The sequence below is a fragment of the Mixta mediterraneensis genome, from assembly GCF_030283135.1.
Taxonomy (GTDB): Bacteria; Pseudomonadota; Gammaproteobacteria; order Enterobacterales; family Enterobacteriaceae; genus Pantoea; species Pantoea mediterraneensis.
The window spans coordinates 271,710-297,519 of record NZ_JASUAZ010000002.1 but is presented as its reverse complement, the minus strand read 5'-3'; the positions used below and the strand labels follow the sequence as shown (position 1 = coordinate 297,519).

The window sequence follows — 25,810 nt, the reverse complement described above, 5'->3', positions numbered from 1 at the left end:
TGCAGGACTTTAATTTCCATACGATATAAATACGAGCTGCGCCAGTATAGTGAGGATGGTTCGTATAACGTGTATAAAGATGCACTTATCGTTAATAAGAACACGGGAGAACATGAAGTAAACTTAAACAGGAAAAAAGTTGTCATCCCCGCTTTTCTGACAATACTGTTCCATAATGCTTCTACAGCATCGTATTACAGAGCAATGCCTGTTTCGAAACTATTCTCTATTGTTTTCATTTTACTTTGTGCTGCTGCACTTATTTCATTTCTCACATTGCCTTGGGGCTTTAAAGATGGATATGTGTGGGATGAGCACAAGTATATGTGGCTCACATATTTCCTATCAAGGATCGGAAGCTTCGTTTGTATCAATTGGATTAAAAGAAGAAGCTCTAGATTTGATCATGAAATCAGAAATCTTATCGATTTAGTAAAAAAATGAAAAATCATAAGCAACAAAGAGTTAGCCCGTAGATTCCTACTACGGGCTTTTAAAATAATCACAATCCATATTTTCTTTTCTTCTCTTTGATGGATAACGATCTTTTTAGGGTCGAAGCCTCATATTTCCTTTTCTCATTAGCATAGACTTTCTCTGTTCGGCTACCATTACTGACTATAAAGTTAATCAATGAAGAACATACATTTTTCATACGCTCTTTGTTGATCAAATCATCATCCAGTTTATTTATATGACTATAATATGAAAGTAGCAGAAAGGTTAAAACAACCTCCCTGTTGGAGAAGGTCATTTTTTCGATACCACTTTGGTATTTGATATAAAATCCTGCACAAAAAAGATATGATTGTTCTATAATTCGTTGCTCTGAGAAACCTGATTCAGCGAGTTTATCAACGAATCGATCAAGCAGAAGTAGATACCTTTCCATTAAGTTAATATTTGTTTTATCCATAATATGCATCCTTGCAATAGTGAAATTTTGTCGTCCTGACAAGAAAATAAATAACATAATATTTTACCATGTCAATAGCTAAAACCTATCAATTCTATTAAAGGTATTTTGCAGGTAACGGATTATTAAGTTCTTCAATCGTTATTTGTTTAAGGTGAGCATTATAAAGCCATACTTTGAACTGCTCTAAATAGCGTTCATTTAATGCCTTCAAAGCTTCATTTTCTGCTTCAAGTCTTCTAATTCGTTGAGAAGCCACTTTTAAATTAGCAGGTTTTACAGTGTGTATTGCACCAGATTTGATAGTGGCTTTTTTCACACTGAAGCTTTCTGCAATCCTTACATGACTACTTAAGGATTGTCTTGATGGCCTTTTGCCAATAATCCTTACTAACCTGTCGCACAAAGCATCCCAGGTTAGTTTTTCATCTATAGACCATGTATTAATAACATCTACAATCTTCTTCTCATGATAACCATTTATATGCTTAGCCATTTATTCTCCTTTTTTTATTTTTTTATGGAATTCATACCATCTATCAGTATTTATGTTCCCATCATTTTTATCATACAGTGTTCTTTTTAAAATTTTATCGTGAATGTTTGAAATCGTTTTGTTATCTAAACCAGAGTTCTTAATTGGATAATGTTCACACGGCTTAAACGCATATGAGTGCTTGCAGTAGCCATGTTTTGATACAAGTACTGCGCCACTACTAAGTGAATCAAACTCATTAGGATCAACCACTGGAGCCTTCTTTATTCTGTGCTCGTTAACACACACTGATAACTTTTGTTCTCTTATTGCTTTAGACATTTGAAGATGCGATCTGTGGTCATAAGAAACATTTTGATAAATAAGCTTACGTCCAGACCAGCGAGCAATACTAAACTCATCCATACCATTTATTTGAGCAAATGTGTTGAGAAGATGCCTCAATTGATGTGTTCTTAGCAAATATGGGCTACCGTCTTCATTTATATAACCATGCCTTTTAAACACATTAAAATATCCTTTTATATACTCCGAATCAACGACATCAGTTTTAAAAAAATTCATTGTAGGTCTGAATAGCTTATCTGACATTTTCTTTTTATTTTGACTTAACTGTCCTTCAGTTAACAAGCAAAGCGCATTAGAATATTTGATTTTCTTCTCTCTATCATACCAAGGGAAATCTTCAGGTATATTTTCTTTAAGGGTCCCCATCGTTGAATTAGAGTAATTATTTTGAATTTCAGCAGACAATAACCTCGCTTGACTTGACAATTCTTTTAATCTGCTAATTGCCTTTTTAGCTACAGGTATCATTAAAGTTGGAATCCATTTTATATTACCTTCATACCCTTTTGCTGAAAAAAATCTCAAACCGTATCTTTGAATTCCCTTTCCATCACATTCTGTAATTTCACAATCTGCTGGCAAAGCTAAAATTTCTGATATCCTACTAGGTGCGCACATAAGTAAAGCTAGCACAGATGTAGTAAATATATCTCTTGAAGATAATTGTTCATTCCTCTTTGAAAAAATCTCAGCAATCGCAATAACTGATTTGATATCAGGCAATCTAGAATGGCCTTCCAGTGTAGAATCATAACCCGTCCAAGACTGAGTAATCCTATACCTAATTGGGTTTACCCAAAATAAATAAGTTAAATTAGTCATCTTATTATCACTTAGAAATGAACTCAATTTCTCAAGTTCTTTTCCAATAGAAAATGCGTGTGCTTTAGAATACTTTACAGAGGCAATTCTTATGCATTCATCAAAAACTGAATTGTTGCAATAGCTTATATTAGCTTCCATATTTATTTTCAGTAAAACGAATTCTACAATCTTCAACATTGATAATGTTGAGTGTTTCGTCTTAGATTTATTGAATGAATGCACATGCAACATATATGCTTTAGCAAAATTAATAAAGCTATCATCTAAGCATTCCTTGCTGTTTAGGTTGTTTTTTGAGTTAAACTTAGTAAACCTATATAAACCTTTCCATTTATTGCTTTCCCAAGAAGTTGTTAAATTATTATTAGAAATAGTACTCTTACAAAACTCGATGAACTTAATAACATTATCGTGAGGGTTGTTTTTATTGCTTGGTTCAAAAATAAATATATTGTTCATAATGCTCTCCAGGGATTGAATTTTTTACACGTTAAACATTTCAAATCCTCTTTCGTATCTTCTAATAATAAAAATGCATCTGAAACATACTTGATAAAAAAGTTCTTGTTTTCTTCAATCTCTATGCCCATAAGGATATTAGATAAGGGGTTAAAAAACGCACTTAGTCTCTTATCGATGTCATAAACATTGTCAGGATTATTTTTTATATATATCATAGAAGAGTTTACTGATTTATGATCTAACGCTTTAGCAATCACCTCAATTGAGGCTCCTTCGTTAGCCAGTCGACTTCCTAACGTATATCTGAATCTTCTAGCATTAAGTTCTATATAGCTGTTAGTCCTTTCTGACCTAACATCGAATTTTGACGGAAAGTGTTTTAATAGTTTTGACATAACTGAATTTTTCATATGGAAAAAATCTGTTGTTAAATCAGATAAAAAAACCTCAATCCTTTTTGTTTCCGTAATCTTATCTAAATTCATGAAGATTGGTAATTCGCCTCTATAGTTACTAATCCCAACACTGAATTTATCTTCAACAAACGCCTGATTTTGATTAATTAGCATTGATAAGCTGTCATATAAGAACGGTTCTATCATTACCATGTTGAATTCTTTTCTGAAACATTTTCTTTGTTTTACTTTTGGTACATTTAAAAAGCACCCTTTCTCATTTTTAATGAGATCTTTAGCTTTTAGAGATATTAATTGTAATGGCCTTCTTCCTGTTATTGCCAACAAAATGATATAACAATACAAAAAGCATTGAATTTTCTTCTCATGATAAAATTTTCCAACGGCGTTAATAATGTTATTGAATTCCGTTTCAGTTAAAGGTCCTTTATTTGGATCTCGTCTTTTGACTGCATCTCCTGTTTGGTTTGGAATGATTTTTATTTTCTCCAGCATTCTAATGGCAGTCGCTTCCACCCCAGGATAATTGAGCTTTTTCCATTTAGTGATGAAAGCCTTAATTATGTTTAGTTTGTAGTTTCTTTCTGAACCTAAATAAACATTCAATTGATATATTGCTTTGTCATCAATAGTATCAATGGTCATTGCACCAAACCACTTATAAAATAGATTGTTAATATTTTGTATATAAAAAGAACTATATTCAGACGCATAGTAAGCTAATGTTTTTAAGTAGCTAAGTTTCATTTTTGTAGGCATTCTATCTACAACTTTATGAGGGTATACGCAGTTTTCTTTATCAAGTTGCCATTTCTTATCTGACAGTTTGAAACTATATCTATTCATCTTAGCAAAAAAAATTTGCTCACTTTCAATACATTTGATTTCCACACTAAACCCCACTAATTATTTTACTTACTGATTTATAGACATTTAAGACGACACTCTTCTCTTGTTGAGATATATATTTAAAATTGTATCTATCACACATGATTGACTCCTTTGACCAACCCATCAGATAATTCCTTAAATCTACCCTTCTACTATATTCTAATTCAGCACCTTCTATGCCTTTAGAATACATATAATTCCAAGTGTGCCTTAGCTTATGACCTGAAAGATTATATAGATCTGGACATCCTCGTTTCAGTGTTGATATCACCTTCTCATAAGCTGAAATGCTTAAGGGTTCCCCTGCGTTTTTTCCGGTGCAATGAGCCACCAATAAGAAATTATGCTTTTTCCTTTTTGTCATTTTTTCTCTGCTATTACTTATGTAATCCAAAATTTCACAGGCTAACTCATCAGATAACGGAATAACCCTTTCTCCAGTCTTTACTAATGGTTGATAAGACCTTCCATCTTCTTTTGAATCATGTCTTCTGACTACACTTAAAGTGTTGTCTCTGAGATCAAAATCATCTATTTTAAGATTGAGCAACTCTCCAGCCCTTAAACCTAAATTTAAGAGCAAGGTAAATATTAGTCTGTTCCTGACCTGTACTTCCTTATGGAAAGGGTTTTCAATCCCGCCAATTTCTAATAGACGGAAAAGCACTTTGATCTCTTCTTCATTTAACGATTTTTCAGATATTTCATTCATATTCAATGAACTGTTTCTTGGAATATGTGCTCTGATACTTTCAATAAATACGTCTACTTCATACTTTGCATGAATCCCCTTTGACGAATGAACTAATCCACATAACCACTTAAGGTAGCGTGAAAAAACGTGTATTCTATAACTAAAGGTTCTCTTCGCAATAAACCTATTACTTGCTGATTTTATATTTATAATTTTTTGTCTATCGAATCTTTGTTTCGCATATCTTACCAGATCATCTATTTCTGCAACGCTGAGATATTTTTTAAGCTCAATTCTCTCAACTATATTAATTTTCCTACTATCTAAGAAATTACTAAAAATTAGTAAGTTAGTTGCAACTATTTCCATCGTTGAGGCCGTTGCGCCTCTATTTCTTATGTCTGTAGTAAGAAATAGATTTTGATAGTAAGCTGGTAGATTACTATTTTTATCAAGGATCAGGCATCCTCGCTCCCCATTACTCATGATGAATTTCTTTACTTTATATCCCATTTTGACCTCATTCTTTACAAATTAATATCACTCTCACTTATTAAATATATTCCAATTCAAAATAATTCAAATTTTTTACAATGACCTTAGTTTATTTGGTATATATATTAATGGCTTGAAAAAAATTATTTGACGTCAAATAAACAGGTACGGCTAGTTTATTGTATCCATACCCGATATTAAGAAAACTATCTCTAAGTCTTATAGCAAAAGCTCTGCCAGAAAAAAGGTAAAGAATTACGTCAAATATATTCATTTTTTCAGATGCAAACTTTACAAAGCCTCTTTTTTTTTACCCACTACGTAAACTCATAATATCTGTAAATTTCTTTTTTTTAATACATTATCAATAGTTAAAAAGCGATGAAGCAGCATTTCTGTTAAGCGACATGCTTTCTTGAATTTTCGATAATTAAATGAATCCATTCATCGATTTCGCTTTCGACAAAAGCGGTAGCACGAACACCGATCTTTACTGGCTGTGGGAACCGATTTTGGCTGATAAGACGATAGATCCACGCTTTACCAAATCCAGTTTTCTTCATGACTTCTGGTAAACGGATGAGACGAGCTTGATTTTCCATATGTATGTCCTCTGTTGTTTCTACAGGGATACAGTACAAATGAATTTCGAATGGATGAAGCGAGATTGCGAACACCAGAGCCATCCCTGGTTCGAAACTATGAGTCTCTGGAGATTCATATCACTCAGAATCTGAGAGTTTCATAACATCCGAAACCCTCACATCAATAGGCTACAGGTAGAAAACAGTTCTTTCATGCACCTAAATTTTCACAAGATCGAAAGCCTTTACTCACTAGATTTGAGCTTAGAGAAGATAACTATCTGTTCAATTGCGTATTAAGGTAGCCTCTAATTATGTATTTTTCATCAATAAGCAGTTAACTCGAAAAATTTATTTTTATAATAGAAACCTTCTAAATCCTATTGCACAATAGATTTTACATGTTATTTTATTATAACAAAAACTATTAAGGACCCAAAAATGATTAATATTAAAGAGAACATTGACCACATTAGAGTATATTATTATAGTAATGAGCATCTTTTCAAAAGTGAATTAATCAAACTTGGTAGTTATGAATTCTATGATAAATATCTATATAATCTAACACCAAGAATATATCTTGATTTCTTACAATTTCTAATTGATGATATAAGTGAGCGAAAACCGATAATACCAGATGAAACAACCTCTTTAATTAGTTATATGCTCGGCAAAGAAATTTTAACAAAACAGGAAGATAATTCATTTGCTATATCTGAAAATTTTTTCACAGAAAACTATCAAGATCTGACAAAAAAATTCATTACATTAAATAACATACACACTGCTAAAAGAGAAAAAAATATAATCGAATCCAAATTTTATAACAGAAAAGTTCTAAGCAAAACTAAAAAGAGGCTATAAATTAGCCTCTTTACTGTCAGATTTTTCCTGAGATTACATCAATCATGTGCTGTATATATTGTCTAATCTGGCATTCTTCATTTCTTCCCAAAATGGGAAACGTTCTGCTTTTATATTATAGCACAATCATATTTTTGAAAAATTGTCATATTTCGCATAATCGTTACCGCATAATAAATAATAATAAGCCTCTATATTCAGAAAACTCTTTCTTAAAATATATTTATCAACCATTGCAATATAATCAATCAGTATCTGACAGCTTCATAACATCCGAAACCCTCATTTCTTTAACATGCTGGTTTTTATTAATAAAAAAGTTAAATTGTCTTAAAAAATCTATTTCTACAGTTTTCATTGCGAAAGGCCGATCAGCATCTCTTATATGATATCCTTGGCGAATCGCCTTATCATCATCTTCATCCGTGTATAGTAATCGAGATAGTCTGTCGTCAGACAGAAGTACTTTTTTTCGTTCTGACCATGCGAGCAAATCAAGCATAGGGATAATTCGATAGCTAATTAATTTTTTTATTGCCCCATAACCAAATCTGACTGCATCAAGTGGTGCAGGTTTAACGCCTTTTACTTTTCGCCATTGTGGTAATGATACTCGCAGGGCCTCAGCTATCTCATCATCGCTTCCACCCGCAAGATCGATTTCTAACATAATCGTAGTAGGAAACTGTTCAGGGATTTTTTCGGAAATATATTCATTTTCAATAGTGGAATCTATTTTATATTGCTCTGTATTTGCTCTTATGAATAAAGCCTTTCTCATACAAGCAAAACTGATATTTGCTATTCGATCAACTGTAGTAATAAAAAAGTATGGAGGTTGATATAATTTATTTTCGGCATCCATATAATTTAAGTGCTTCTCTTTGATAAGAAAAGGATCACCATCCAATATCTGCATATAATTTTTCATTACCGTTTTCTGCATTCCTTCTTCTATTACTGGTTTGAAGAAATACGTTCTCGCCCATATTTCATGGTAAAGCATATTAATAGAAATGTTTTCAAACTCTCGATATTTGTCCAAATCAAACCACGTTTTCACTGCTTTGGTGTCTTCTGATGTCCAACTATTCATTTTTACCCAAGATTTCATTAATGCCACTCCGTTGTAAAAAGTATTACTTCGTAATAGCACATAAATCGCAAAAAAAAAATGGCGTCTCAATTGGTTATTGAATACGCCATTTAATTCATAATAATCAGTTAGTTATCAAAGTCAAAAGGTGCAATTCTTTTCTTAGTTGTTTCATCAAGATAATCAGCCCACCACTGCAACATAAGCCTTCTCTCATCGAGGTGTTCTGCTTTATGAATGTAGGCCGCACGAACGGAGTTTCGCTCTTGGTGGCTCATCTGCCGTTCAACAGCATCCCTTGACCATTTTCCCGATTCGATTAAGGCACTACAAGCCATCGCCCTGAATCCATGCCCACATACCTCAACGGTTGTGTCATAACCCATCGACCTGAGCGCCTTGTTCACTGTGTTTTCGCTCATAGGTTTTCTGAAATCATGATCGCCAATGAATACAAGGTCGCATTCGCCGCTGATTTCTCTGATGGCTTTTAGAAGTTCTAAAGCCTGACGACTTAACGGCACGAGGTGTGGGGTCTTCATTTTTGAACCTCGATGGGAATGTTTGACTCCTGGCAATGGCTCGCGTTCTCCAGGGATAGTCCACATCGCATTTTCAAAGTCGATCTCCGACCATCTTGCGAATCGGAGTTCACTGGAACGGATAAAAATGAGCAATGTCAGCTTTACGGCTAACTTCGTGAGTTTCCTACCTTTGAAGTTATCAATTCGTTCTAAGAGTTCTGAAAATCGTTCGAATGGCAAAGCTGGCCTGTGGATTCTTTTGGCTACAGCAATAGCTCCTGCCATCTCCTGAGCAGGGTTGTAATCTATCAGCCCGTTCTGGACAGCATATCGCATTACTGCCGTCGTCCTTTGCTGTAGTCGGGAAGCAACTTCCAGTCGCCCGGAAGCTTCAACAGCCTTGATAGGGGCAAGAAGATCTCTGGTATTAAGCTCGGATATTTTTCTTTTACCAATAGTAGTAAAGAGACCATCTTCCATGCTTTTTAGAACTCTCACGCTGTGGGAATCAGACCATTTCCTTTTACAGGCAGTATGCCAGTCCCTTGCGACAGCCTCGAAAGTCAGGGCTTCACTTTGCTCGATCTTGTCGGCTTTTTTCTTCTCAGAAGGATCAATACCAACAGATACCAACTTTTTGGCCTCATCTCGTTTCCTGCGAGCTTCACCAAGAGAGACCATTGGATAAACACCCAATGCTAAAACTTTCTGTTTGCCATCGAAACGGTATTGGAGTCGCCAGTATTTTGAACCATTGGGGTTGATCAGCAGGTGCATACCCTGCCCATCTGTGAGTTTGAAAGGTTTTTCGGAGGGCTTGGTAGTCCTAACTTTGATATCAGTGAGTGCCATCAGTTGATACCTCCGCTGTTGGTATCAAAATCAATCGAACCGAAGATACCACCAGTTATACCATCATTCGTTGGTATATGTGGATAGAAGTAAGTAGACGTGGACAGACTAAGAAAACCCAAAACTCTGCTTAACTTACTGTTTTTATGGACTAAAGTAGACGTTGGTAGACTTGAAAAAAGCTTTGTATGGTGCCGAAGGCCGGACTCGAACCGGCACGTATTTCTACGGTTGATTTTGAATCAACTGCGTCTACCGATTTCGCCACTTCGGCACAGAAGAGGATGCGGAAAACGTGGTGGATTATACCGTTACATGCGCAGCGCGCAACCCCCTTTCACCGGGTTACGCGCTAAGCGGTGAAAAAAACAGCGGAGCATATTACCTGTCCCGTAAAAATAACAAGACCAGCCGTCGAGCTGGTCTTGTTCGATGTAACAAAATGAAATTTAAGCCACCCTGAGCCTACGCTCTGGTGTAAAGCTTATCACTTACAGTTTGCTTCCCGGTTTGTCTTTCGCCGCGCTGAGTTTATCTTCTGCCTTCTCAGTCACCCCTGGTTTATGCTCACCGGTCTGAGAATTAAAGGCGTTACCGGTTGTATTCTCATCTTTCGCTGAGACTGCAGCCGCTGGGCTAGCGCCGGGATTATTTACCGTATTGGCGCCACCCGCAGGCGATAATGCTCGTTCGTGAGAGTCAGCCGTATTTTTGTCAATATCCACTTCCTGACGGCGAACAGAATCATTGATGGTTTCAGTACGATCGCTACCGTCAGTACGTACCACCACCTCTTCTTTCACATTAGCCGTTTTGTTAACGACAGGCTGCTCGTGGGATTCGGCGACTTCAACCGTTTTCTCTGACCAGTCAACATCACCGGTTAGCGCTGGTTCGTTTATTGAACGGCGGAAAATATCAGCATGTTGCTCATGCAGTGAAATATCTTCTGAGACTTCATCCGTCACGGTATAACGGCGTACGCGTGTCGAACCTTCACTGACCAGGCGTTTGCCCACTTCTATTTGCTCTTCAGCCAGACGCAGAATCTCTTCCTCAGATTCATCACCCGTTAAAGAAGTACGCAATGGCTCACGACTACGATCATCGGTTTCACCCGCAAAATCACGCCCTGCCGTTGGGTTAACTGTCTGACCGACATTCTGCTGCGGCGTATCCGTTAGCGAGCTTTTTATGCGTGACGGCACATCCACTGAATCATGTGAATGAAGAATCGTCATTGCTTTAGCCAGCTCCTCTTCTTCAGCCTGTAGCGTTAACACTACGCCGCCAGTATCCATCGCTTTGGTATAAACATCCGCCTGATCTTCATCAACCGTATGTCCAAACAAACGCTGCCAAATGCTCGGATGTCGAATCGCTTTGCCTTCAGACTGCAGGCGTTCACCACTGATTAAACTAATATCCCGATCAGCAAAGCCTGCTTTCATGAGATTTCTTTTCGCGGCATCGGCCTGAGTTGCAGAATCGAACAGTGTTACGATTTTTTCGTGTGCCATGATCATTCCTCTCTTGTGAGCTTTTCATTTACCGATCGTCGTCTTTCTCTATTTTGACCCGCTGTTTACGGCGTGTTACCACCTCCTGAAAAGGCGCGGTCTCCTGCACCTTTCGAATGTGGATCTCTTCCTTAAGCACCAGCTTTCTGACGATTTCAATCTCTTCTTCAACGACCGGCACAATAAGTACGCCATTTTCTTCCCTGATTTCTGGCATCGACTCAACGCGTTGCGCTTTAGCCACATGCTCAACTTCAACCGTTTCCTTATTGAGTAGCGTACTAACCATTTCGTCATGTTCAGTTGTGGAACGGGTTATGCGAACATGACCATCCACAACTTTCTGCTTAGTCACATCAACTTGCTCTTCAGCAAGCTTCAAAGTGATTTCGGCATCTTTATTGTGTTCCGGCTGTTCAGCCATATTCTCTCCCGTTTACCGTTTCAATAAATAAATACTCATCACTTCTTATGAATATTCACCGCAACGACCTGACATAGTTATTAAGCCTAGACAATAAATTTGAGTTAGAAAGTAAAAAGGATATTTTTTTATTTGGAAGAGGAATAAAAAGGAATTTTTACAGTTTGATTAAACATATATAAAGCGCAGCGGCCACTCTCCGTTTAATTTGATAACTTCCTGATAAATATCAGTATTAACTCACAACTTATGCCATTGATAAATACTCACCCTCATTGCTTTACCTAATATAAACGCAGCGCGAAATTTACGTTTCCCAGGAATAAACCAGCCCACAGTTAATCAAAAAATGAAGAGATGTTTATTTATATTTCAGGGGTGACACACTTAATAAACTGCGCTACTCCAGTTAAGTTGATTTAAATACACTTAGTAAGCGTAGCGCTATTGCCTGAAATACCATCAATTCTTTACAGATTAATCTCAAAAACATTTTTAGTCGCAATTTGTTGGAACTTTTATTGTTCAGCTTTCTCTTAACAAGCCAGTAGTAGCAAAAATAATTAAATGTCTGAGGTTGATATGAAAAAAACACAAAATAGCGTTTGGGGATGGGGCTTAGCAGCACTTTTGGTGGCCGGTAGTGCATCGGCGGCAAGCTGGCAGGATCAACTGAGTAGCGCAGCATCACAACTCAGCCAGCAAAACAGCAGTAATTCCACCAATACAAGTCAGAATAGCGGGCTGTCGCTTTCATCTATTACCGCGCTGCTGAATGGTGGCGATAAAGCGGTCAGCGCCAATAGTATGACCAATGCGGCGGGCGTGATGCAGTACTGTGTCGAACATAATGTAGTGAAAAATAATGTGCAGTCGGTGAAGGATCAGGTTCTCAGTAAGTTAGGGCTGAACACGTCAACGGCACAAGAGCAGAAAACAGATTATCAGCAAGGTGTGGCTGGGCTGTTGAATACTGGCAACGGCCAGCAGCTGAATCTGCAAAGCCTGAGCAACTCTACCATGGGCGAGAAGCTCAAGACTAAAGCTTGTGATGTGGTACTGAAGCAGGGTAAGAACTTCATTTCATAATCTCTGGGTGAGGCAGGCGTATCTGTGTACGCTTCCCTCACCTTTCAGGTAATCTGACCAACGGTCAGTGGCATAAAGTTACCGGCTGATAGCTTCCCGTTTGAGTCAGCAACAGGGCATGTCAGACGGTTCTTTTGCAGGCATTCCGGCGTACCACTGCGGGTCTGCCTGACCAATCCCGTGTGATCTGGAACAGATAACATCCTCTCAGCTGGCGATCTGCCTGCGCTGATACTCCACCGGTTTGCCGACAAACGACTTACCCGTAATGGCGTTTCCGTTTAACTGACGCCCCGATAAAATCCGTTAAATTTAAATGGGATAATGCACCATAACAGCCAGGTAACGAGCCTACTTATCTGCTGCAAGATGGTGTATCACGTCCACCTCTGAATTGAGCTGTATATCCGGGTAATGCTCCTGCATACCGGTCAGCAGAACCGTATCTGGCCACGCTTCTGACTTGCCGAGATAACGTGCCACGGAGAAGAGCGGCATGGTTTTTACCTCAGTCACCCGCACCACCAACGTATCAGAGGCGTTTTCCGCGTTCACATATCGCATCAGGCCGGGCACAATTTTGCGCTCACGCCAGCGGATAGTGTGCCGTTTTCTGCCGGAACGGACTTCAGGAAGCAGACGGGGAACGATCTCAAGGCTCTGCATAATTACTCTCCTGTAAATCTGGTATCAGCGGAATTTATCATAACATCAGGCAACGGTCTGACTTATCACAGGGAATATCAGGCTGGATAAACTGGCAACGCGGTGACAGACCGCTTACTATCCAACGCCTATGGAAATCAACCTCATCGGCTTTATGCCTGCACTACTACCTGTAGCGCTCTCGCCGGGAGCCAGCTTCACTCTTGTCATGAGTAGCGCTCTGGCAGACGGACGTAAAGGGCTTTTCAGCACCCTGGCCGGCACAGCTCTGGGCATATACACACATGCGCTTTTTATCGGATTCGGTATAACCGCTGTCATTGTCTCGTCTCCCACCGTTTTTGGTAGCTTGAAAATGGCAGGAACGATTTATCTCCTTTGGTTAGGCGTGATGCTTATCCGCAGCGGCCTGAAAACAAAGCATATCGAACTTAATAGCAGCCTGTCTTCGGTTACGGTAAGCAAGGCGTGGCTGGCGAATGTTCTGAACCCTAAAGCCATCATGTTCTATCTGACGGTCATTCCACAGTTTGCTGGAAACCAGGGAGGCGTTAGCAATTATTTGACCCTGGCCTCTGTTCATGTAGCAGTGATGAGCCTCTGGCTTATCGCCATCAGTCATGCCCTGATTTTTTCAGCCAAAAATACCGATCCACTGCGGTTGAAAAAATACGTCAACTGTGTGGGAGGGCTTCTGCTCATTATTTTTTCTCTGTTCAGCCTAATTGAGTCAGTTTCTCCGTTGCTGTATCAGTTATAAATCTTCCCTGATACATCGCTCATCGATCCTTTGGTATAACGTTTACCTGAAGGAGAACATCCTACGAATCAATCAAAAGAAAGGGATAATAATGATTAAACTGACTGGGCGTTTAGTATGCACAAATAGAGAAGAGTCGAAAATTGTCCGTCATTACCTTCCAGAACATAAAAGGCTGACGCATGAAGAGGCCGGATGTATCTCTTTCGACGTAACAGAAACAGCAGATCCGTTGATCTGGCAGGTCGAAGAATGTTTCACGGATAAAGATGCCTTCGATACTCACCAAATAAAGAACGAAGGTTTCAGTTTGGGGTAAAGAAACCGGCGCGATTGCCAGAGAGTATAAAATATTCGACGTTGAGTAGCTGTTAGCAGTCAGGAACCTTCATAGCGGATTATGTATTTGATTTCGCTAATCTGGCTGTCGATCATTTCCTTATAGTCGCACGCGCTATATCACTGCGGCGGGCGAGTGAATCGTGCGGACATCATGCAACGCAACCCGTCATTAACACCTGACGTTTCCTAACTGTCCATCCAGCGTTATAGTGAGTTTTTGAATCACACAGGACAGCACGTATGAAAGGCTTCAACATTGCGATTTACTTTGATCCCGATCTCATTAAAGCCTGCGTACATGATCCGGATGGCAGCTATTTCAACAAAAAATTCGAGTACGACGACGGCGTCATTGAAGAGATTTACCAGTGGCTCGATCAGTATGATCCGCACAAAACCCATATCTGCCTGATCGAAAATGAAACCGCAGAACTGCTCGCCGATGAGTTAGTCGACAGCGGCTACCATGTGCATCAAATCACTTTGCATCAGTTACTGAGCTGGTTCGCTGCCGAGCCGCCCACAGCACCAGATGGCACACCGATGCGCGCCATGCTGCGTTTTCTTGAGGATGAACATCCACACGAATATCAGTCACGCACGCCACAGACCGAAGCGCTGATGGAGATGTTTGATGAGCTGGATGCGCTGGAAATGGCTGACGACGCGGATGATGAGGACAGCCTGCCCGACGCAATGTTGCGTATCATGAAGAAGCAAAAGGTCAGTGCTACCCGCGCTGCACAGCTTTTGATCCCCGACGTCAACGAACGCATCCGTGAACATTTGATGCAATATCCTGAATTAATGACCCCTGAGATCCTGCAAGACTTCTTCCCGGAACTGCTGGAAGCGCTGGAACGTCCGAAACATTAAACGCATCGCTTTGATTGCTGCGCGTCAGTATCCTGCTGGCGCGCTATTCTCCTGGAGCAGCAAAATGCTGGAGTTATTTAAAGCCATCGGATTGGGGCTGGTGGTTATTTTGCCGCTGGCAAATCCACTCACCACCGTGGCGTTATTTCTTGGCCTGGCGGGCGATATGAGCTATAGCGAGCGCAATCGTCAGGCGCTGCAAGCCTCCGTATATGTGTTCGCCATTATGATTGTGGCATGGTACGCCGGTAACGCAGTGCTGCATACTTTCGGTATCTCAATTCCGGGTTTGCGCATCGCCGGGGGCTTGATCGTCGCCTTTATTGGTTTTCGCATGTTGTTCCCGGTTAAACCGGCGGGTCAATCGGTTGAAGCCAAACATAAACAGGATGAACTGGAGGCGAAAAAAGAAAGCGTTAACATCGCCTTTGTTCCTCTGGCGATGCCCAGCACAGCCGGGCCCGGCACTATTGCAATGATTATCAGCTCGGCCTCTACGGTCAGGAGCGGCGTGGATTTTCCTGACTGGGTGCTGACCGTGGCCCCTGTCATCACCTTCTTTCTGGTCAGCGTCATTTTATGGATATCGCTGCGCAGCTCAGGCGGGATTATGAAGCTGGTCGGCAAAGGCGGCATCGAAGCCATTTCGCGTTTGATGGGATTTTTGCTGGTGTGTATGGGCGTGCAGTTTGTAATAAATGGTGTGCTGGAAGTGGCTCACGGCCTGCACGGATAAAAACGGGGCGCTAATGACGCCCCGTTTTCCGTTAAGTACTCAGTATTTAGTGCTCAAATGACTTACGTACTTCCGCTACCTGCTCTTTGCTTACCGCAGGGGCTTTGTTGCTCCAGCCTTGACGAACGAAAGTTGCAAGCTTCGCGCCTTCATCATCGCTCAGACGATTGCCGAAGCCCGGCATCGCCAGTTTCGAAGGGGCTTTCTCAGTTGATGGCTGTTGTGCTCCCACCAGAATAGTGTGGATCAACCCGGTTGGATCCTTCGCATTGACAAGAGTCGCCTGATCCAGCTCCGGAAAAATGCCTGCCGCGCCTTTACCGGTGACAAAGTGGCAAGCGCCACAGTTGTCGAGGTACAGACGTTCACCTTCAGTCAGGTTTTTCGCCGTCGTCAGCCTGGCCTCGGTTGCCTGTTGCGCCTGCACGTTATAAGCCTGCAGCGGCGGGTTGCCACCGATAAATTTCAGGTAGGCGGCGATAGCTTTCAGGTCTGCATCGGTCATGTGTGAGCTGCTGTGCTCAATCACCGACTTCATCTCGCCCCCTACTGCGGCTTTGTCGTTACGACCGGTTTGTAGATAATCAACGATCTCCTGCTCGCTCCAGCGCGGCAAGCCACGCAGTGACGGCACATCCCAGTTATTCAGGCTGCCGCCCGCCAGGAATTGATCATCCCTGCTGTCGAGCGCTTTCTCGTTCATGCCAAACCCGCGTGGTGTATGACAGCTACCACAGTGCCCCAGCCCTTCGACAATATACGCACCGCGATTCACTTCTTCAGACGCGCCACCAATCGGCTGGAAGGGCTTATCGGAAGTGAATGCCCAGTTCCAGAAACGCATACCCCAGCGCTGGCTGAACGGAAAGCTCAGTTTGGTTTCCGGCGGCTGCTCAGCGCCTGGCTTCACGCCTTTCATAAAATAGACGTACAGCGCGTGCATATCAGCATCGCTGATCCTGGCGTAATCCGGGTACGGCATCGCCGGATATAAACGCGAACCATCCGGCAGTATGCCTTTACGTACCGCGTCAGAAAACTGCTGTTCGGTGTAATTACCGATACCGTGTTGTTTATCTGGCGTGATATTGGTGGAGAAAATGGTGCCAAGGTTCGACTCAATCGCCAGGCCGCCCGCGTAATCTGGCTTACCCGCAACCGAGTGACATGCCATGCAGTCGCCAAGGCGCGATAAATACTCGCCCTGTTTGATCAGTTGAGTTTCATCTTCTGCGTGCGCCTGAACTGCAAAACCGCTGGCCAGCAGTACGGCGTTGGCGAGTAACAATGATTTAAAATTCAGCTTGTTCATGCGCTTATGCCTGTACCAGTGGACCGGGATTTTTCAGATACTGATCTTTGATCGCCTGTGCCGCCATCAGGGTAATCGCACCGATGGTATCGGTCGGGTTTGCCTGGAAGTTTTGCGGGAAAGCGTTGCCGCCCGGCACAAACACGTTGTGCACGTCCCAGCTCTGTAAATATTTATTCAGTGCTGAGGTTTTCGGGTTATCGCCCATTACCGCTCCGCCCACGTTGTGAGTGGAAACGTATTTGGTCAGATCAAAGTCAGCGCCCATTGGCAGGAAGCTCATGCTCATACTGTCTGGATTCAGTTCTTTCGCGATATTGCCCACAATTCCTTTCAGATATTGCTGCAGTTTCAACTCGTTCTCTTTCCAGTTGAACGTCATACGCAGCAGCGGCAAACCGTGGTGATCGTTATAGTTCGGATCCAGATCCAGATAGATGTCACGGTACGACTGGCAGGTCGTCGTGATACTGATCTTCATTGAATGGCCATACCACTCTTCCAGGCCCTCTTTCCAGCCTGCTCCCCAGGTCGGCGTGCCTTTTGGCAGAGCCGCGCTGATTGGCGTTCCCGTGGCCTGTGAACTATGGATCTTCGCACCGCCAAGGAAACCGAGTGAAGGACCATCGAAATTGCCCGGCGAGATGTCGTTGAACATCTGGCCCGTTGCTCCCGCAGTCGCATACGGGTTGAAGTGCTTATCTTTGAAGAATAGCGTCGCGCCGCCGTTCGACAGGAACGCATAGTTACGCCCTACTACACCTTCTTCGGTAATAGGGTTGTACGGCTTGCCAATGCCAGACAGCAACATCAAACGCACGTTATAAAGCTGGAAGCTACTCAGCACCACAATCTTCGCTGGCTGGAAGCATTCATTGCCCTGACCGTCGATATAGATCACACCTTTAGCGGTTTTCTTGTCGTCGTTCAGCACCACTTTGATCACTTCCGCGTTCACTTCATAAGAGAAGTTCGGCATACGCTTCAGGGCATCCATCACGGCCGTTTGCGGTGAGGCTTTAGAGTAGTTCAGGCAGGGATATTTACTGCAATAGCCGCAGTAGTTACACGGTGCGATCTGGTTGCCGTATGGGTTTTTCCATGCGCGAGAAACACACGCTGACGGGTTCGGGAACGGATGATACCCAAGCTTAGCCGCCGCTTCTTTGAACATCACGTTGTTTAACGTATCATCCAGCGCGGGCAGCGGATAAGGCTCAGAGCGCGGGCCTTCAAACGGATCCCCGCCTTCAAGAATGTTGCCGCGCAGGTTGCCGGTATTACCGGACTGACCGCAAATCAGTTCAAATTTATAGAAATATGGTTCGATTTCATCCCAGGTAAACGGGAAATCCATCACACGCATATCTTCCTGCAGGATGCCTGGCTTGTATGCCTCGTCCACGTAAGTTTTCAGCTTGATGTCGGTTGGGGTTGGACGCAGCAGAACTGCCGTCCAGTGCAGACCGGAGCCGCCCACGCCAGTGCCCGGCGCAAACGCGCCCCATTTACGGGTTGGCAGCGCCGTCTGGCTGGTGTTATAGCGAACCGTTACCGCAGCTTCCGCTGGGGTAGCAAACACTTTATTACGTACCGCATACGCATACTCATCCGCCGGTTTTGGATAGGCGAACTCATCATAATCGCGATCGCCGCCGCGCTCTAATGCGCGCACTTCAAGCCCTGCCAGCGCCAGCTCAATGCTCATCAGCGAGCCGGCCCAGCCGAGTCCGCAGACGACGACATCGACTTCTTTTTTAGTAACCTGTGCCATGATAATCCTGTTTCAAATACCTGATTCGGAATGCGCGGTTAAGCGCGTTCGCCCTTCACACTAACCGGGCCTAGCGGATACGGAACGTTGTGCTGTTTCACCCATTCGGTGAAGCTGGCACGCGCACCGGGGAAGCCGATGGCAATCCAGGCTTTCATACCTTTATTGCCGCCGTACATCGGATCGGCGAGGTAACCGTGTTTGGTATCGGAAAGCAGTTGGTTAAAGAATTGCGACGCTTTCAGGTTGGCTTCACCCAACGCTGCGAAGTCGACAGTATTTTTGTTGATCCCGGTCAGCGCGTCGTCTTTCTCTTTCTCAGAAAGCTCATGGAAGGGTTTTTGATAGGTGCTCTGCGCCCACTGATTAACCAGTTTGATGCCCGTCTGGTACATCTGCTGTAGCCGGAAAGGAATCTGGTAACCCATCGTAGCAGGTGCGTGCACGTTAAACGGCCCCTGAAGATAGATTTCGCTGCCAAATTCTTCGCTGTGCAGCTGCTGATCGATAAAAATGGGTACGTTGGTTTCCAGTGCGCCCGGCGCTTTACCTTTGCCGCCCGCCGGAATCAAACGATCGGTGGCCGCTAAAATAAATTGCCACTCTTCAGCACTGAAGAATATGGGTTTGTAATCAGCTAATTCCGGTGCTGCCATTTCTGCGGCTTGCGCTGCAGTTATTCCTTTAAATACCAGGTCACTTAATGGCAAAGCCAATAATGAACCCAGCAGAAATTTACGTCTGGTGGTGGGTTTTTGAAGAAGCATAGCCGCACGACTCTCATCTGCCAGATACCCAAACAGTCACCTTCTTACAAAAAAGTATCATTTTGTGCCCCATAACCTTACTGAAGTAAGACGCAGGGAAAACAGAATAAGCCAACCCATTGCAATCAGGATAATGCCGGATAAAAGTAATAATTATGTGAATGACGAAATATATCGGTTAATAAGCTGGCAATATTAGGGATATAGGCATTTCTAAATGTAAAAAATAAATACCATTTATTTTATAGTGAAATTTAATCAACTGTTGCGCTTAGGTTACAGCGAGGTAACGGACTATCGAGGCAGGAATTTAACTAAAAACCGCACAAACATCGGGGAACAAGACAATATTGTATAAATAACACCCACAATTATTTCCGGAATGTAATAATCGCGAAAAATAATCGATAAATAAAAATCATACTTCCATACAAGATAACTATTCTCATTAGCAACATTATATTTACTTTTATCGCCTGGCAAACGGTAAATAATCGGGTTGTGATCTAAAACGGAATAAACCGCTTATTCCCTTTCGATTAAAACGCCAGGCAATAACGTTGCTGAGCCTGACGCTTAATGCGTTCCATTGCCTAAAACACACCTTATAAACGGGCAGGTTGCCTATTTCGTCTTGCGATTATGAATCCGCAGTGCGGTTCAGACAAAACCAGCAAAATATGATCAAACAACAGCGTCACGTCTCCCAACTTACACACGATTAACTAGCCAGCCGCCAACGTATACTCGACGAGCAATGCTTCACTTTCGGTTAAATTTCCTCCTCATGGCCGTGCGCCGCTTGCTATTCTTCAGGCATCACCTATTACCTGAGAGTGGAAAAAATATGCCTTCCCCGCTACTGATAGCCCAAACGCCCGACGTCCAGCTATACCTTTTGCCGCAAATGGCTAACCGCCACGGTTTGATTACTGGCGCAACCGGCACCGGTAAAACCGTCACGCTGCAAAAGCTGGCGGAGTCTTTTTCAACTATCGGCGTACCGGTGTTTATGGCTGACGTCAAAGGCGACTTAACGGGGATCGCCGCTGAAGGCCAAAGCAGCGAAAAATTACAGGAAAGGCTGGCGAAAATCGGCGTCAGTCACTGGCAACCGCAGCGCAACCCGGTCATGGTGTGGGATATTTTTGGTGAGAAAGGCCATCCGGTACGCGCCACGGTTTCCGATCTCGGCCCACTGATGCTGGCGCGATTATTGAATCTGAACGATGTACAGAGCGGCGTTTTACAGATCATCTTCCGTATTGCCGGCGACCAGGGATTGTTACTGCTGGGTTTCAAAGATCTGCGCGCCATGACGCAATACATCGGCAACAATGCCAAAGCGTTCCAGACGCAATACGGCAATATAAACAGCGCCTCGGTGGGGGCGATTCAGCGCGGTTTGCTGGCGCTAGAAGAGCAAGGCGCTGAACACTTTTTTGGTGAACCGATGCTGGAAATTGCCGACTGGATGCGCGTGGACAGCGACGGCAAAGGCTTTATTAACATCTTAGCCGCCGAAAAGCTGTATCAGATGCCAAAACTCTACGCCACCAGCCTGCTGTGGCTGCTATCGGAGTTGTATGAGCAACTGCCGGAAGCAGGCGATTTAGATAAGCCCAAACTGGTATTTTTCTTTGACGAAGCGCACCTGCTGTTTAACGATGCTCCGCCCGTGCTGCTGGAGAAAATCCAGCAGGTGATGCGCCTAATTCGTTCCAAAGGCGTTGGCGTATGGTTTGTGACGCAGAACCCAGCCGATATTCCCGACAGCGTGCTCGGTCAGCTGGGCAACCGCGTCCAGCATGCGCTGCGCGCCTTCACCCCGAAAGATCAAAAAGCAGTAAAGACTGCCGCAGAAACCCTGCGCGCTAACCCAGACTTTAATACCGTCGAGGCGATCCAGACGCTCGGCACGGGCGAAGCGCTTATCTCCTTTTTGGATATGAAAGGCAGCCCCTCCGTTGTCGAACGCGCCATGGTGATAGCGCCAGGTTCGCGCATGGGTCCGATCAACACCGATGAACGAAATGGCCTAATCAATCACTCCCCGCTGGCGGGCAAATACGACACCGAGATTGATCGTGAGTCGGCGTTTGAACGCCTGCAACAAGGTGTGCAAGCCGCCAGCGAAAAGGTCAACGCACCGGAAGCCAAAGGCAACGCTGTCGCGGTTGATGGCGGAATCCTTGGCGGTCTGAAAGATATTTTATTTGGCAGCACCGGCCCGCGCGGCGGAAAAAAAGATGGCGTAGTGCAAACCATGGCGAAAAGTGCCACACGCCAAATTACCCATCAAATCATTCGCGGTGTACTGGGAAGCCTGCTGGGCGGACGCCGACGCTAACGTTGCACCTTTGCTAAGATCACAACATGGATAAAGAATACGAACTGAAACGGACCAAGCGACTGGCGCTGCTGCTGCTGCTGCTGGCGACCGCCACTTTTATCATCACGCTTTTTCTGCCGCCTGGCTTTTGGGTTAGCGGTGTGAAAGCCATAGCCGAAGCGGCGATGGTGGGCGCGCTGGCAGACTGGTTTGCCGTCGTCGCGCTGTTTCATCGCGTACCGGTGCCGTTTATTTCTCGCCACACCGCGATTATTCCACGTAACAAAGATCGTATCGGCGACAACCTTGGCCGCTTTGTGCAGGAGAAGTTTCTCGATACCGATTCTCTGCTGAGCCTGATCCGTCGCCATGATCCGTCACGCATGCTGGCAGACTGGCTGAACGCACCCGGCAATGCCGATCGCGTTGGCCGTCACCTGTTGCAGGTAATGCGCGGTTTCCTTGATCTTACCGATGATGCGCGTATTCAGGACCTTATGCGTCGCGCCGTGCATCGCGCCATTGATAAAGTTGATCTCAGCCAAACCAGCGCGCTGCTGCTGGAAAGTCTGACTAAAAATAATCGTCATCAGGAATTGCTCGACGCCGCAGTGGAACAGCTGCTTCGCCTGTTGCATAAACCCAGCACCCGCGAGTTTATCGCGCTACAAATTGTGCGTTGGCTGAAGCGGGAGCACCCGATTAAAGCCAAAGTATTGCCGACGGAATGGCTTGGCGAGCACAGCGCAGAACTGGTCGCAAACGCGGTTGATTCGCTGCTTGATGATGTTGCGCGTGATCAGGGCCATGAATTGCGCCTCGGTTTTAATCGCGCAGTAGAGCGGCTGACGGAGAAGCTGAAAAGCGATCCTGATATGGCTGAACGTGCCGAAGTCATAAAAAGCTGGCTGAAGGAAGATGCCTCGCTCAATCGCTATATTGGCGAGTTATGGAACGATCTGCGTAGCTGGCTGAAAGCCGATCTCAACAGCGAAGATTCTCGTGTTCAGGAAAAAGTGCGGCTTGCTGCCTTATGGCTGGGTGAGACGCTGGCCGCCGATGAAGCGCTGCGTCATTCCATGAATCAGCATCTGGAAGACGCCGCACGCAGCGTCGCGCCAGAATTCGCGACTTTTCTTACCCATCACATTAGCGATACGGTGAAAAGCTGGGACGCACGCGATATGTCACGTCAGATTGAGTTGAATATTGGGAAAGATCTGCAGTTTATCCGTATCAACGGCACACTGGTCGGGGGGACTATTGGTCTGGTTCTTTTTTTACTGTCACAACTTCCGCTGCTGTTCTCTGCGTGACCGTAAATTTGATAATGAGAAACGACCTGCTGATTAAAGCCTGGTGTGAACATTTTTCTGGCCATATAACAAATACCCCTAATCGCTGGGTATCCAGCTTTCGGGGTTCACTTCACCGCTGCGGCTTTTTATCGTTATTTGCGACTTCGTTAGCGCCGCTTAATTAACATAAACATACTAATCGCAAAGAAAGCGAAGCTTGGCAGTATCGCGCCCAGCACTGGCGGCAAGCCATACACCAGGCTGAGCGGCCCAAATATCTGATCCAGCACATAGAACAGAAAGCCGAAGCTGATGCCGGTGACAACGCGTATGCCCATCGAAACGCTACGTAATGGACCAAAGATAAAAGACAGCGCCATCAGCATCATTACCGCGACTGAAATCGGCTGGAAGATTTTTCCCCACATATTGAGCCGATACCGCCCAGACTCCTGGCCGCTCTGCTTTAAATACTTACTGTAATTGTAAAGGCCACGAATCGACAGAGCATCAGGGTCCAGCGCCACCACGCCCAGCTTGTCCGGCGTCAGATTGGTTTTCCATTCACCACTAAGGCTTTGCGAGCCGGTGATTTGTTTCGGATCTTTCAGGTCCGACTCATCCACCTGCGACAGCATCCAGTCCTTTTTATCTTTGTTCCAGACCGCCGTAGCCGCGTAACGTACACTCAGCAAACGGCGTTGATCGTTAAAGCTGTAGATGCTTACACCATCAATGATGTTGTCGCCTTTGATACGTTCGATATAGATGAAGCTATTACCGTCTTTCGCCCATAAGCCGTTTTGCGTGGAGACCAGCGCGCCGCCATAAAGCTGCTGTGCCCGGTAATTACGCGCCATTTGCTCGCCCTGCGGCGCAACAAACTCACCAATCGCCATTGTCAGCAGCACCAGCGGAATTGCCGTTTTCATCACCGACAGCGCTACCTGCGTGCGGGTAAAACCCGCCGCCTGCATGACCACCAGCTCGCTGCGCTGAGCCAGCGCGTCAAGGCCAAGCAGCGCCCCCAGTAAGGCCGCCATCGGAAAAAAGATCTCAATATCTTTTGGCACACTGAGCAAGGTGTAGTAACCGGCATCCATTGCGCTGTATGCGCCCTGCCCGGTTTTGCGCAGCTGATCGACAAACTTGATGATGCCAGAGAGCGACACCAGCATGAACAACGTCAACATGATGGTGTTGAAGATAGCTTTACCGATATAACGGTCAAGAACGCGAAACATCAGACCGACCCTCCGCGAGTAAAGCGGGCGCGTATTCGACGCATCGGTATCGTGTCCCACAGGTTAAGCAGCACCGCCAACAGCAGGTAACTGATATTGACGATCCACATCCAGATAGCGGGATCGAGACGGCCTTTGGTGCCACTCGATTTCAGCGAACTCTGCAGCAGGAAAAAAATCAGGTAAAGCAGCATCGCAGGCAGCATCGACAAAACGCGGCCCTGGCGTGGATTAACCACGCTGAGCGGCACCACCATCAGCGCCATGATCAATACCGACATCACCAGCGTGATGCGCCAGTGCAGCTCGGCGCGGAAGGCGGGCGTGTCATTATGGAACAGGCCGATAAAATCAGACTGCTCAGCATCGTTCGGATCGAGCGTCGCTTCTTTATAGCCGACAATCGCCTGATAATTATTAAAGTCGGTGATGCGGAAATCACGCAGCAGCGCCGTGCCTTCAAAGCGGGTGCCTTTATCCAGCGTAACCACCTGCGAGCCGTCTTTACGCTGCTCCATATGGCCGCTGTCGGCCAGCACTACCGATGGCCGTGCATTGCCCTTTGGACGTAGCTGCGCCAGGAACACATTGCCAAACTGGTTGCCTTTCACGTCTTCAATAAACAGCACCGCATTACCATCGCTGGAGGTCTGGAATTGCCCCGCAGCCAGTGCAGCGGCACCGGGGTTCGCTTTGGCGTTTTGCGTCACTTCATCCTGATAACGCGATGACCATGGCCCCAGCCAGACAACGTTAATCGCCGCCACAATGGACGTCAGCAACATCAGCACCATCGCCGCCTTGACCAAAACAGCTTTACTCAGGCCGCAGGCGTGCATGACGGTAATTTCACTTTCCGTGTAGAGCCGCCCCAGCGTCATTAAGATCGCCAGAAACAGACTCAAGGGCAGAATAAGTTGCGCCATTTCAGGCACACCAAGTCCTAACAGGGTCAGAACGAGGCTTGTCGGAATGTCGCCATCCACCGCGGCTCCCAGTATCCTGACTAACTTCTGGCAAAAGAAGATTAATAACAGGATGAAGAGGATAGCCAGCTGGCTTTTGAGCGTTTCCCGAACCAAATATCTAATAATGATCACGCTTAATACGCCTGTGAAAACTTGTCTTTTTGCAGGAAAATCGCTAATTTCAACGCTTATCAGCCATTTTTCTTCATCAATGGCCGTTACCGCAGCTAAAATTG

At 44.4% G+C, this 25,810-nt stretch carries 24 protein-coding genes, 1 tRNA gene and 1 pseudogene; 9 read left to right on the top strand and 17 right to left on the bottom strand.

What is annotated here, in order from left to right; all coding sequences use genetic code 11:
• Positions 1-444, top strand: a pseudogene (locus QRY16_RS03135) (hypothetical protein); the annotation flags it as partial.
• A gap of 58 nt (positions 445-502) precedes the next feature.
• On the opposite strand, the gene QRY16_RS03130 reads toward QRY16_RS03135, so the two are convergent.
• The 6 genes from QRY16_RS03130 to QRY16_RS03105 form a co-directional block, all read right to left on the bottom strand.
• Positions 503-916 carry a hypothetical protein gene (locus tag QRY16_RS03130; RefSeq protein ID WP_000361848.1) on the bottom strand — a complete coding sequence of 138 codons (414 nt, stop codon included), beginning with the start codon at positions 914-916 and terminating at the stop codon, positions 503-505.
• Between the two features lie 97 nt (positions 917-1,013).
• Entirely contained in the window at positions 1,014-1,412 is a 399-nt protein-coding gene (locus tag QRY16_RS03125; RefSeq protein ID WP_001052044.1) for a hypothetical protein, read from the bottom strand.
• On the bottom strand, positions 1,413-3,044 hold the full coding sequence (locus QRY16_RS03120; RefSeq protein ID WP_289775602.1) for a DNA-binding protein: 1,632 nt from the start codon (positions 3,042-3,044) through the stop codon (positions 1,413-1,415).
• A complete protein-coding gene (locus QRY16_RS03115; RefSeq protein WP_289775601.1) occupies positions 3,041-4,354 on the bottom strand; it encodes a tyrosine-type recombinase/integrase in 1,314 nt (437 codons plus the stop codon). Before QRY16_RS03115 ends, QRY16_RS03120 begins: the two co-directional genes overlap by 4 nt.
• A 1-nt stretch (position 4,355) precedes the next feature.
• Positions 4,356-5,561, bottom strand: a complete 1,206-nt coding sequence (locus QRY16_RS03110; RefSeq protein ID WP_289775600.1) for a site-specific integrase — start codon at positions 5,559-5,561, stop codon at positions 4,356-4,358.
• 380 nt (positions 5,562-5,941) lie between these two features.
• A complete protein-coding gene (locus tag QRY16_RS03105) occupies positions 5,942-6,145 on the bottom strand; it encodes a helix-turn-helix transcriptional regulator (RefSeq protein WP_160886422.1) in 204 nt (67 codons plus the stop codon).
• Between the two features lie 423 nt (positions 6,146-6,568).
• Between QRY16_RS03105 and QRY16_RS03100 the strand changes: the two genes are divergently transcribed.
• Positions 6,569-6,994 (top strand): hypothetical protein, encoded by a 426-nt coding sequence (locus tag QRY16_RS03100; protein ID WP_289775599.1) that lies wholly within the window; start codon positions 6,569-6,571, stop codon positions 6,992-6,994.
• Between the two features lie 244 nt (positions 6,995-7,238).
• Here the strand turns inward: QRY16_RS03100 and QRY16_RS03095 are convergent, their stop codons facing one another.
• The 5 genes from QRY16_RS03095 to QRY16_RS03075 form a co-directional block, all read right to left on the bottom strand.
• Entirely contained in the window at positions 7,239-8,108 is an 870-nt protein-coding gene (locus QRY16_RS03095) for a DUF6387 family protein (RefSeq protein WP_016190492.1), read from the bottom strand.
• A gap of 110 nt (positions 8,109-8,218) precedes the next feature.
• Complete coding sequence (locus tag QRY16_RS03090) at positions 8,219-9,466, bottom strand: tyrosine-type recombinase/integrase (protein ID WP_289775598.1); 1,248 nt, start codon at positions 9,464-9,466, stop codon at positions 8,219-8,221.
• A gap of 189 nt (positions 9,467-9,655) precedes the next feature.
• Positions 9,656-9,740 (bottom strand) — tRNA-Leu (locus QRY16_RS03085).
• 217 nt (positions 9,741-9,957) lie between these two features.
• Positions 9,958-10,986, bottom strand: a complete 1,029-nt coding sequence (locus QRY16_RS03080) for a YsnF/AvaK domain-containing protein (RefSeq protein WP_289775597.1) — start codon at positions 10,984-10,986, stop codon at positions 9,958-9,960.
• 28 nt (positions 10,987-11,014) lie between these two features.
• On the bottom strand, positions 11,015-11,410 hold the full coding sequence (locus QRY16_RS03075) for a YsnF/AvaK domain-containing protein (RefSeq protein WP_289775596.1): 396 nt from the start codon (positions 11,408-11,410) through the stop codon (positions 11,015-11,017).
• Between the two features lie 582 nt (positions 11,411-11,992).
• Here QRY16_RS03075 and QRY16_RS03070 point away from each other — a divergent pair.
• Positions 11,993-12,499 carry a YjjA family protein gene (locus QRY16_RS03070; protein WP_289775595.1) on the top strand — a complete coding sequence of 169 codons (507 nt, stop codon included), beginning with the start codon at positions 11,993-11,995 and terminating at the stop codon, positions 12,497-12,499.
• Positions 12,500-12,850: 351 nt separating this feature from the next.
• Here the strand turns inward: QRY16_RS03070 and QRY16_RS03065 are convergent, their stop codons facing one another.
• A complete protein-coding gene (locus QRY16_RS03065) occupies positions 12,851-13,165 on the bottom strand; it encodes an ASCH domain-containing protein (protein ID WP_289775594.1) in 315 nt (104 codons plus the stop codon).
• Positions 13,166-13,295: 130 nt separating this feature from the next.
• Here QRY16_RS03065 and QRY16_RS03060 point away from each other — a divergent pair, with 130 nt between their 5' ends.
• From QRY16_RS03060 to QRY16_RS03045, 4 genes are all read left to right on the top strand, one after another.
• Entirely contained in the window at positions 13,296-13,925 is a 630-nt protein-coding gene (locus tag QRY16_RS03060; protein ID WP_289775593.1) for a LysE family translocator, read from the top strand.
• A 91-nt stretch (positions 13,926-14,016) separates the two neighbouring features.
• Entirely contained in the window at positions 14,017-14,244 is a 228-nt protein-coding gene (locus QRY16_RS03055; RefSeq protein ID WP_289775592.1) for a putative quinol monooxygenase, read from the top strand.
• 263 nt (positions 14,245-14,507) lie between these two features.
• On the top strand, positions 14,508-15,143 hold the full coding sequence (locus tag QRY16_RS03050; RefSeq protein WP_289775591.1) for a hypothetical protein: 636 nt from the start codon (positions 14,508-14,510) through the stop codon (positions 15,141-15,143).
• Between the two features lie 64 nt (positions 15,144-15,207).
• Entirely contained in the window at positions 15,208-15,879 is a 672-nt protein-coding gene (locus tag QRY16_RS03045) for a MarC family NAAT transporter (RefSeq protein WP_289775590.1), read from the top strand.
• Positions 15,880-15,925: 46 nt separating this feature from the next.
• On the opposite strand, the gene QRY16_RS03040 is transcribed toward QRY16_RS03045, so the two are convergent.
• From QRY16_RS03040 to QRY16_RS03030, 3 genes are read right to left on the bottom strand one after another with little or no spacing between them, the layout of a single operon-like run.
• A complete protein-coding gene (locus QRY16_RS03040; RefSeq protein ID WP_289775589.1) occupies positions 15,926-17,191 on the bottom strand; it encodes a c-type cytochrome in 1,266 nt (421 codons plus the stop codon).
• 4 nt (positions 17,192-17,195) lie between these two features.
• The gene (locus tag QRY16_RS03035) at positions 17,196-18,965 is read right to left on the bottom strand and encodes a GMC family oxidoreductase (RefSeq protein ID WP_193406441.1); all 1,770 of its coding nucleotides are present in this window, start codon (positions 18,963-18,965) and stop codon (positions 17,196-17,198) included.
• Between the two features lie 38 nt (positions 18,966-19,003).
• Positions 19,004-19,732 (bottom strand): gluconate 2-dehydrogenase subunit 3 family protein, encoded by a 729-nt coding sequence (locus QRY16_RS03030; RefSeq protein ID WP_289775588.1) that lies wholly within the window; start codon positions 19,730-19,732, stop codon positions 19,004-19,006.
• 847 nt (positions 19,733-20,579) lie between these two features.
• On the opposite strand from QRY16_RS03030, the gene QRY16_RS03025 reads away from it, so the two are divergent.
• Positions 20,580-22,082, top strand: coding sequence for a helicase HerA-like C-terminal domain-containing protein (locus QRY16_RS03025; protein ID WP_289775587.1), 1,503 nt, complete (start codon positions 20,580-20,582; stop codon positions 22,080-22,082).
• 26 nt (positions 22,083-22,108) lie between these two features.
• Positions 22,109-23,380: a DUF445 domain-containing protein gene (locus QRY16_RS03020; protein WP_193405141.1), complete on the top strand. Its 1,272-nt coding sequence runs from the start codon at positions 22,109-22,111 to the stop codon at positions 23,378-23,380.
• A gap of 149 nt (positions 23,381-23,529) precedes the next feature.
• On the opposite strand, the gene lptG is transcribed toward QRY16_RS03020, so the two are convergent.
• Entirely contained in the window at positions 23,530-24,606 is a 1,077-nt protein-coding gene (gene lptG, locus QRY16_RS03015; RefSeq protein ID WP_289775586.1) for an LPS export ABC transporter permease LptG, read from the bottom strand.
• Positions 24,606-25,706 (bottom strand): LPS export ABC transporter permease LptF, encoded by a 1,101-nt coding sequence (gene lptF / locus QRY16_RS03010; RefSeq protein WP_289775585.1) that lies wholly within the window; start codon positions 25,704-25,706, stop codon positions 24,606-24,608. Before lptF ends, lptG begins: the two co-directional genes overlap by 1 nt.
• Between the last annotated feature and the right edge of the window lie 104 nt (positions 25,707-25,810).

Coding starts and splice junctions, on each gene's coding strand:
- QRY16_RS03030 (WP_289775588.1), bottom strand. CDS start 19,732: ATGCTTCTTCAAAAACCCACCACCAGACGTAAATTTCTGCTGGGTTCA.
- QRY16_RS03075 (WP_289775596.1), bottom strand. CDS start 11,410: ATGGCTGAACAGCCGGAACACAATAAAGATGCCGAAATCACTTTGAAG.
- QRY16_RS03090 (WP_289775598.1), bottom strand. CDS start 9,466: ATGGCACTCACTGATATCAAAGTTAGGACTACCAAGCCCTCCGAAAAA.
- QRY16_RS03065 (WP_289775594.1), bottom strand. CDS start 13,165: ATGCAGAGCCTTGAGATCGTTCCCCGTCTGCTTCCTGAAGTCCGTTCC.
- QRY16_RS03130 (WP_000361848.1), bottom strand. CDS start 916: ATGGATAAAACAAATATTAACTTAATGGAAAGGTATCTACTTCTGCTT.
- QRY16_RS03120 (WP_289775602.1), bottom strand. CDS start 3,044: ATGAACAATATATTTATTTTTGAACCAAGCAATAAAAACAACCCTCAC.
- lptG (WP_289775586.1), bottom strand. CDS start 24,606: ATGTTTCGCGTTCTTGACCGTTATATCGGTAAAGCTATCTTCAACACC.
- QRY16_RS03020 (WP_193405141.1), top strand. CDS start 22,109: ATGGATAAAGAATACGAACTGAAACGGACCAAGCGACTGGCGCTGCTG.
- QRY16_RS03105 (WP_160886422.1), bottom strand. CDS start 6,145: ATGGAAAATCAAGCTCGTCTCATCCGTTTACCAGAAGTCATGAAGAAA.
- QRY16_RS03070 (WP_289775595.1), top strand. CDS start 11,993: ATGAAAAAAACACAAAATAGCGTTTGGGGATGGGGCTTAGCAGCACTT.
- QRY16_RS03125 (WP_001052044.1), bottom strand. CDS start 1,412: ATGGCTAAGCATATAAATGGTTATCATGAGAAGAAGATTGTAGATGTT.
- QRY16_RS03025 (WP_289775587.1), top strand. CDS start 20,580: ATGCCTTCCCCGCTACTGATAGCCCAAACGCCCGACGTCCAGCTATAC.
- QRY16_RS03110 (WP_289775600.1), bottom strand. CDS start 5,561: ATGGGATATAAAGTAAAGAAATTCATCATGAGTAATGGGGAGCGAGGA.
- QRY16_RS03040 (WP_289775589.1), bottom strand. CDS start 17,191: ATGAACAAGCTGAATTTTAAATCATTGTTACTCGCCAACGCCGTACTG.
- QRY16_RS03050 (WP_289775591.1), top strand. CDS start 14,508: ATGAAAGGCTTCAACATTGCGATTTACTTTGATCCCGATCTCATTAAA.
- QRY16_RS03045 (WP_289775590.1), top strand. CDS start 15,208: ATGCTGGAGTTATTTAAAGCCATCGGATTGGGGCTGGTGGTTATTTTG.
- QRY16_RS03060 (WP_289775593.1), top strand. CDS start 13,296: ATGGAAATCAACCTCATCGGCTTTATGCCTGCACTACTACCTGTAGCG.
- QRY16_RS03100 (WP_289775599.1), top strand. CDS start 6,569: ATGATTAATATTAAAGAGAACATTGACCACATTAGAGTATATTATTAT.
- QRY16_RS03080 (WP_289775597.1), bottom strand. CDS start 10,986: ATGGCACACGAAAAAATCGTAACACTGTTCGATTCTGCAACTCAGGCC.
- QRY16_RS03055 (WP_289775592.1), top strand. CDS start 14,017: ATGATTAAACTGACTGGGCGTTTAGTATGCACAAATAGAGAAGAGTCG.
- QRY16_RS03035 (WP_193406441.1), bottom strand. CDS start 18,965: ATGGCACAGGTTACTAAAAAAGAAGTCGATGTCGTCGTCTGCGGACTC.
- QRY16_RS03095 (WP_016190492.1), bottom strand. CDS start 8,108: ATGAAATCTTGGGTAAAAATGAATAGTTGGACATCAGAAGACACCAAA.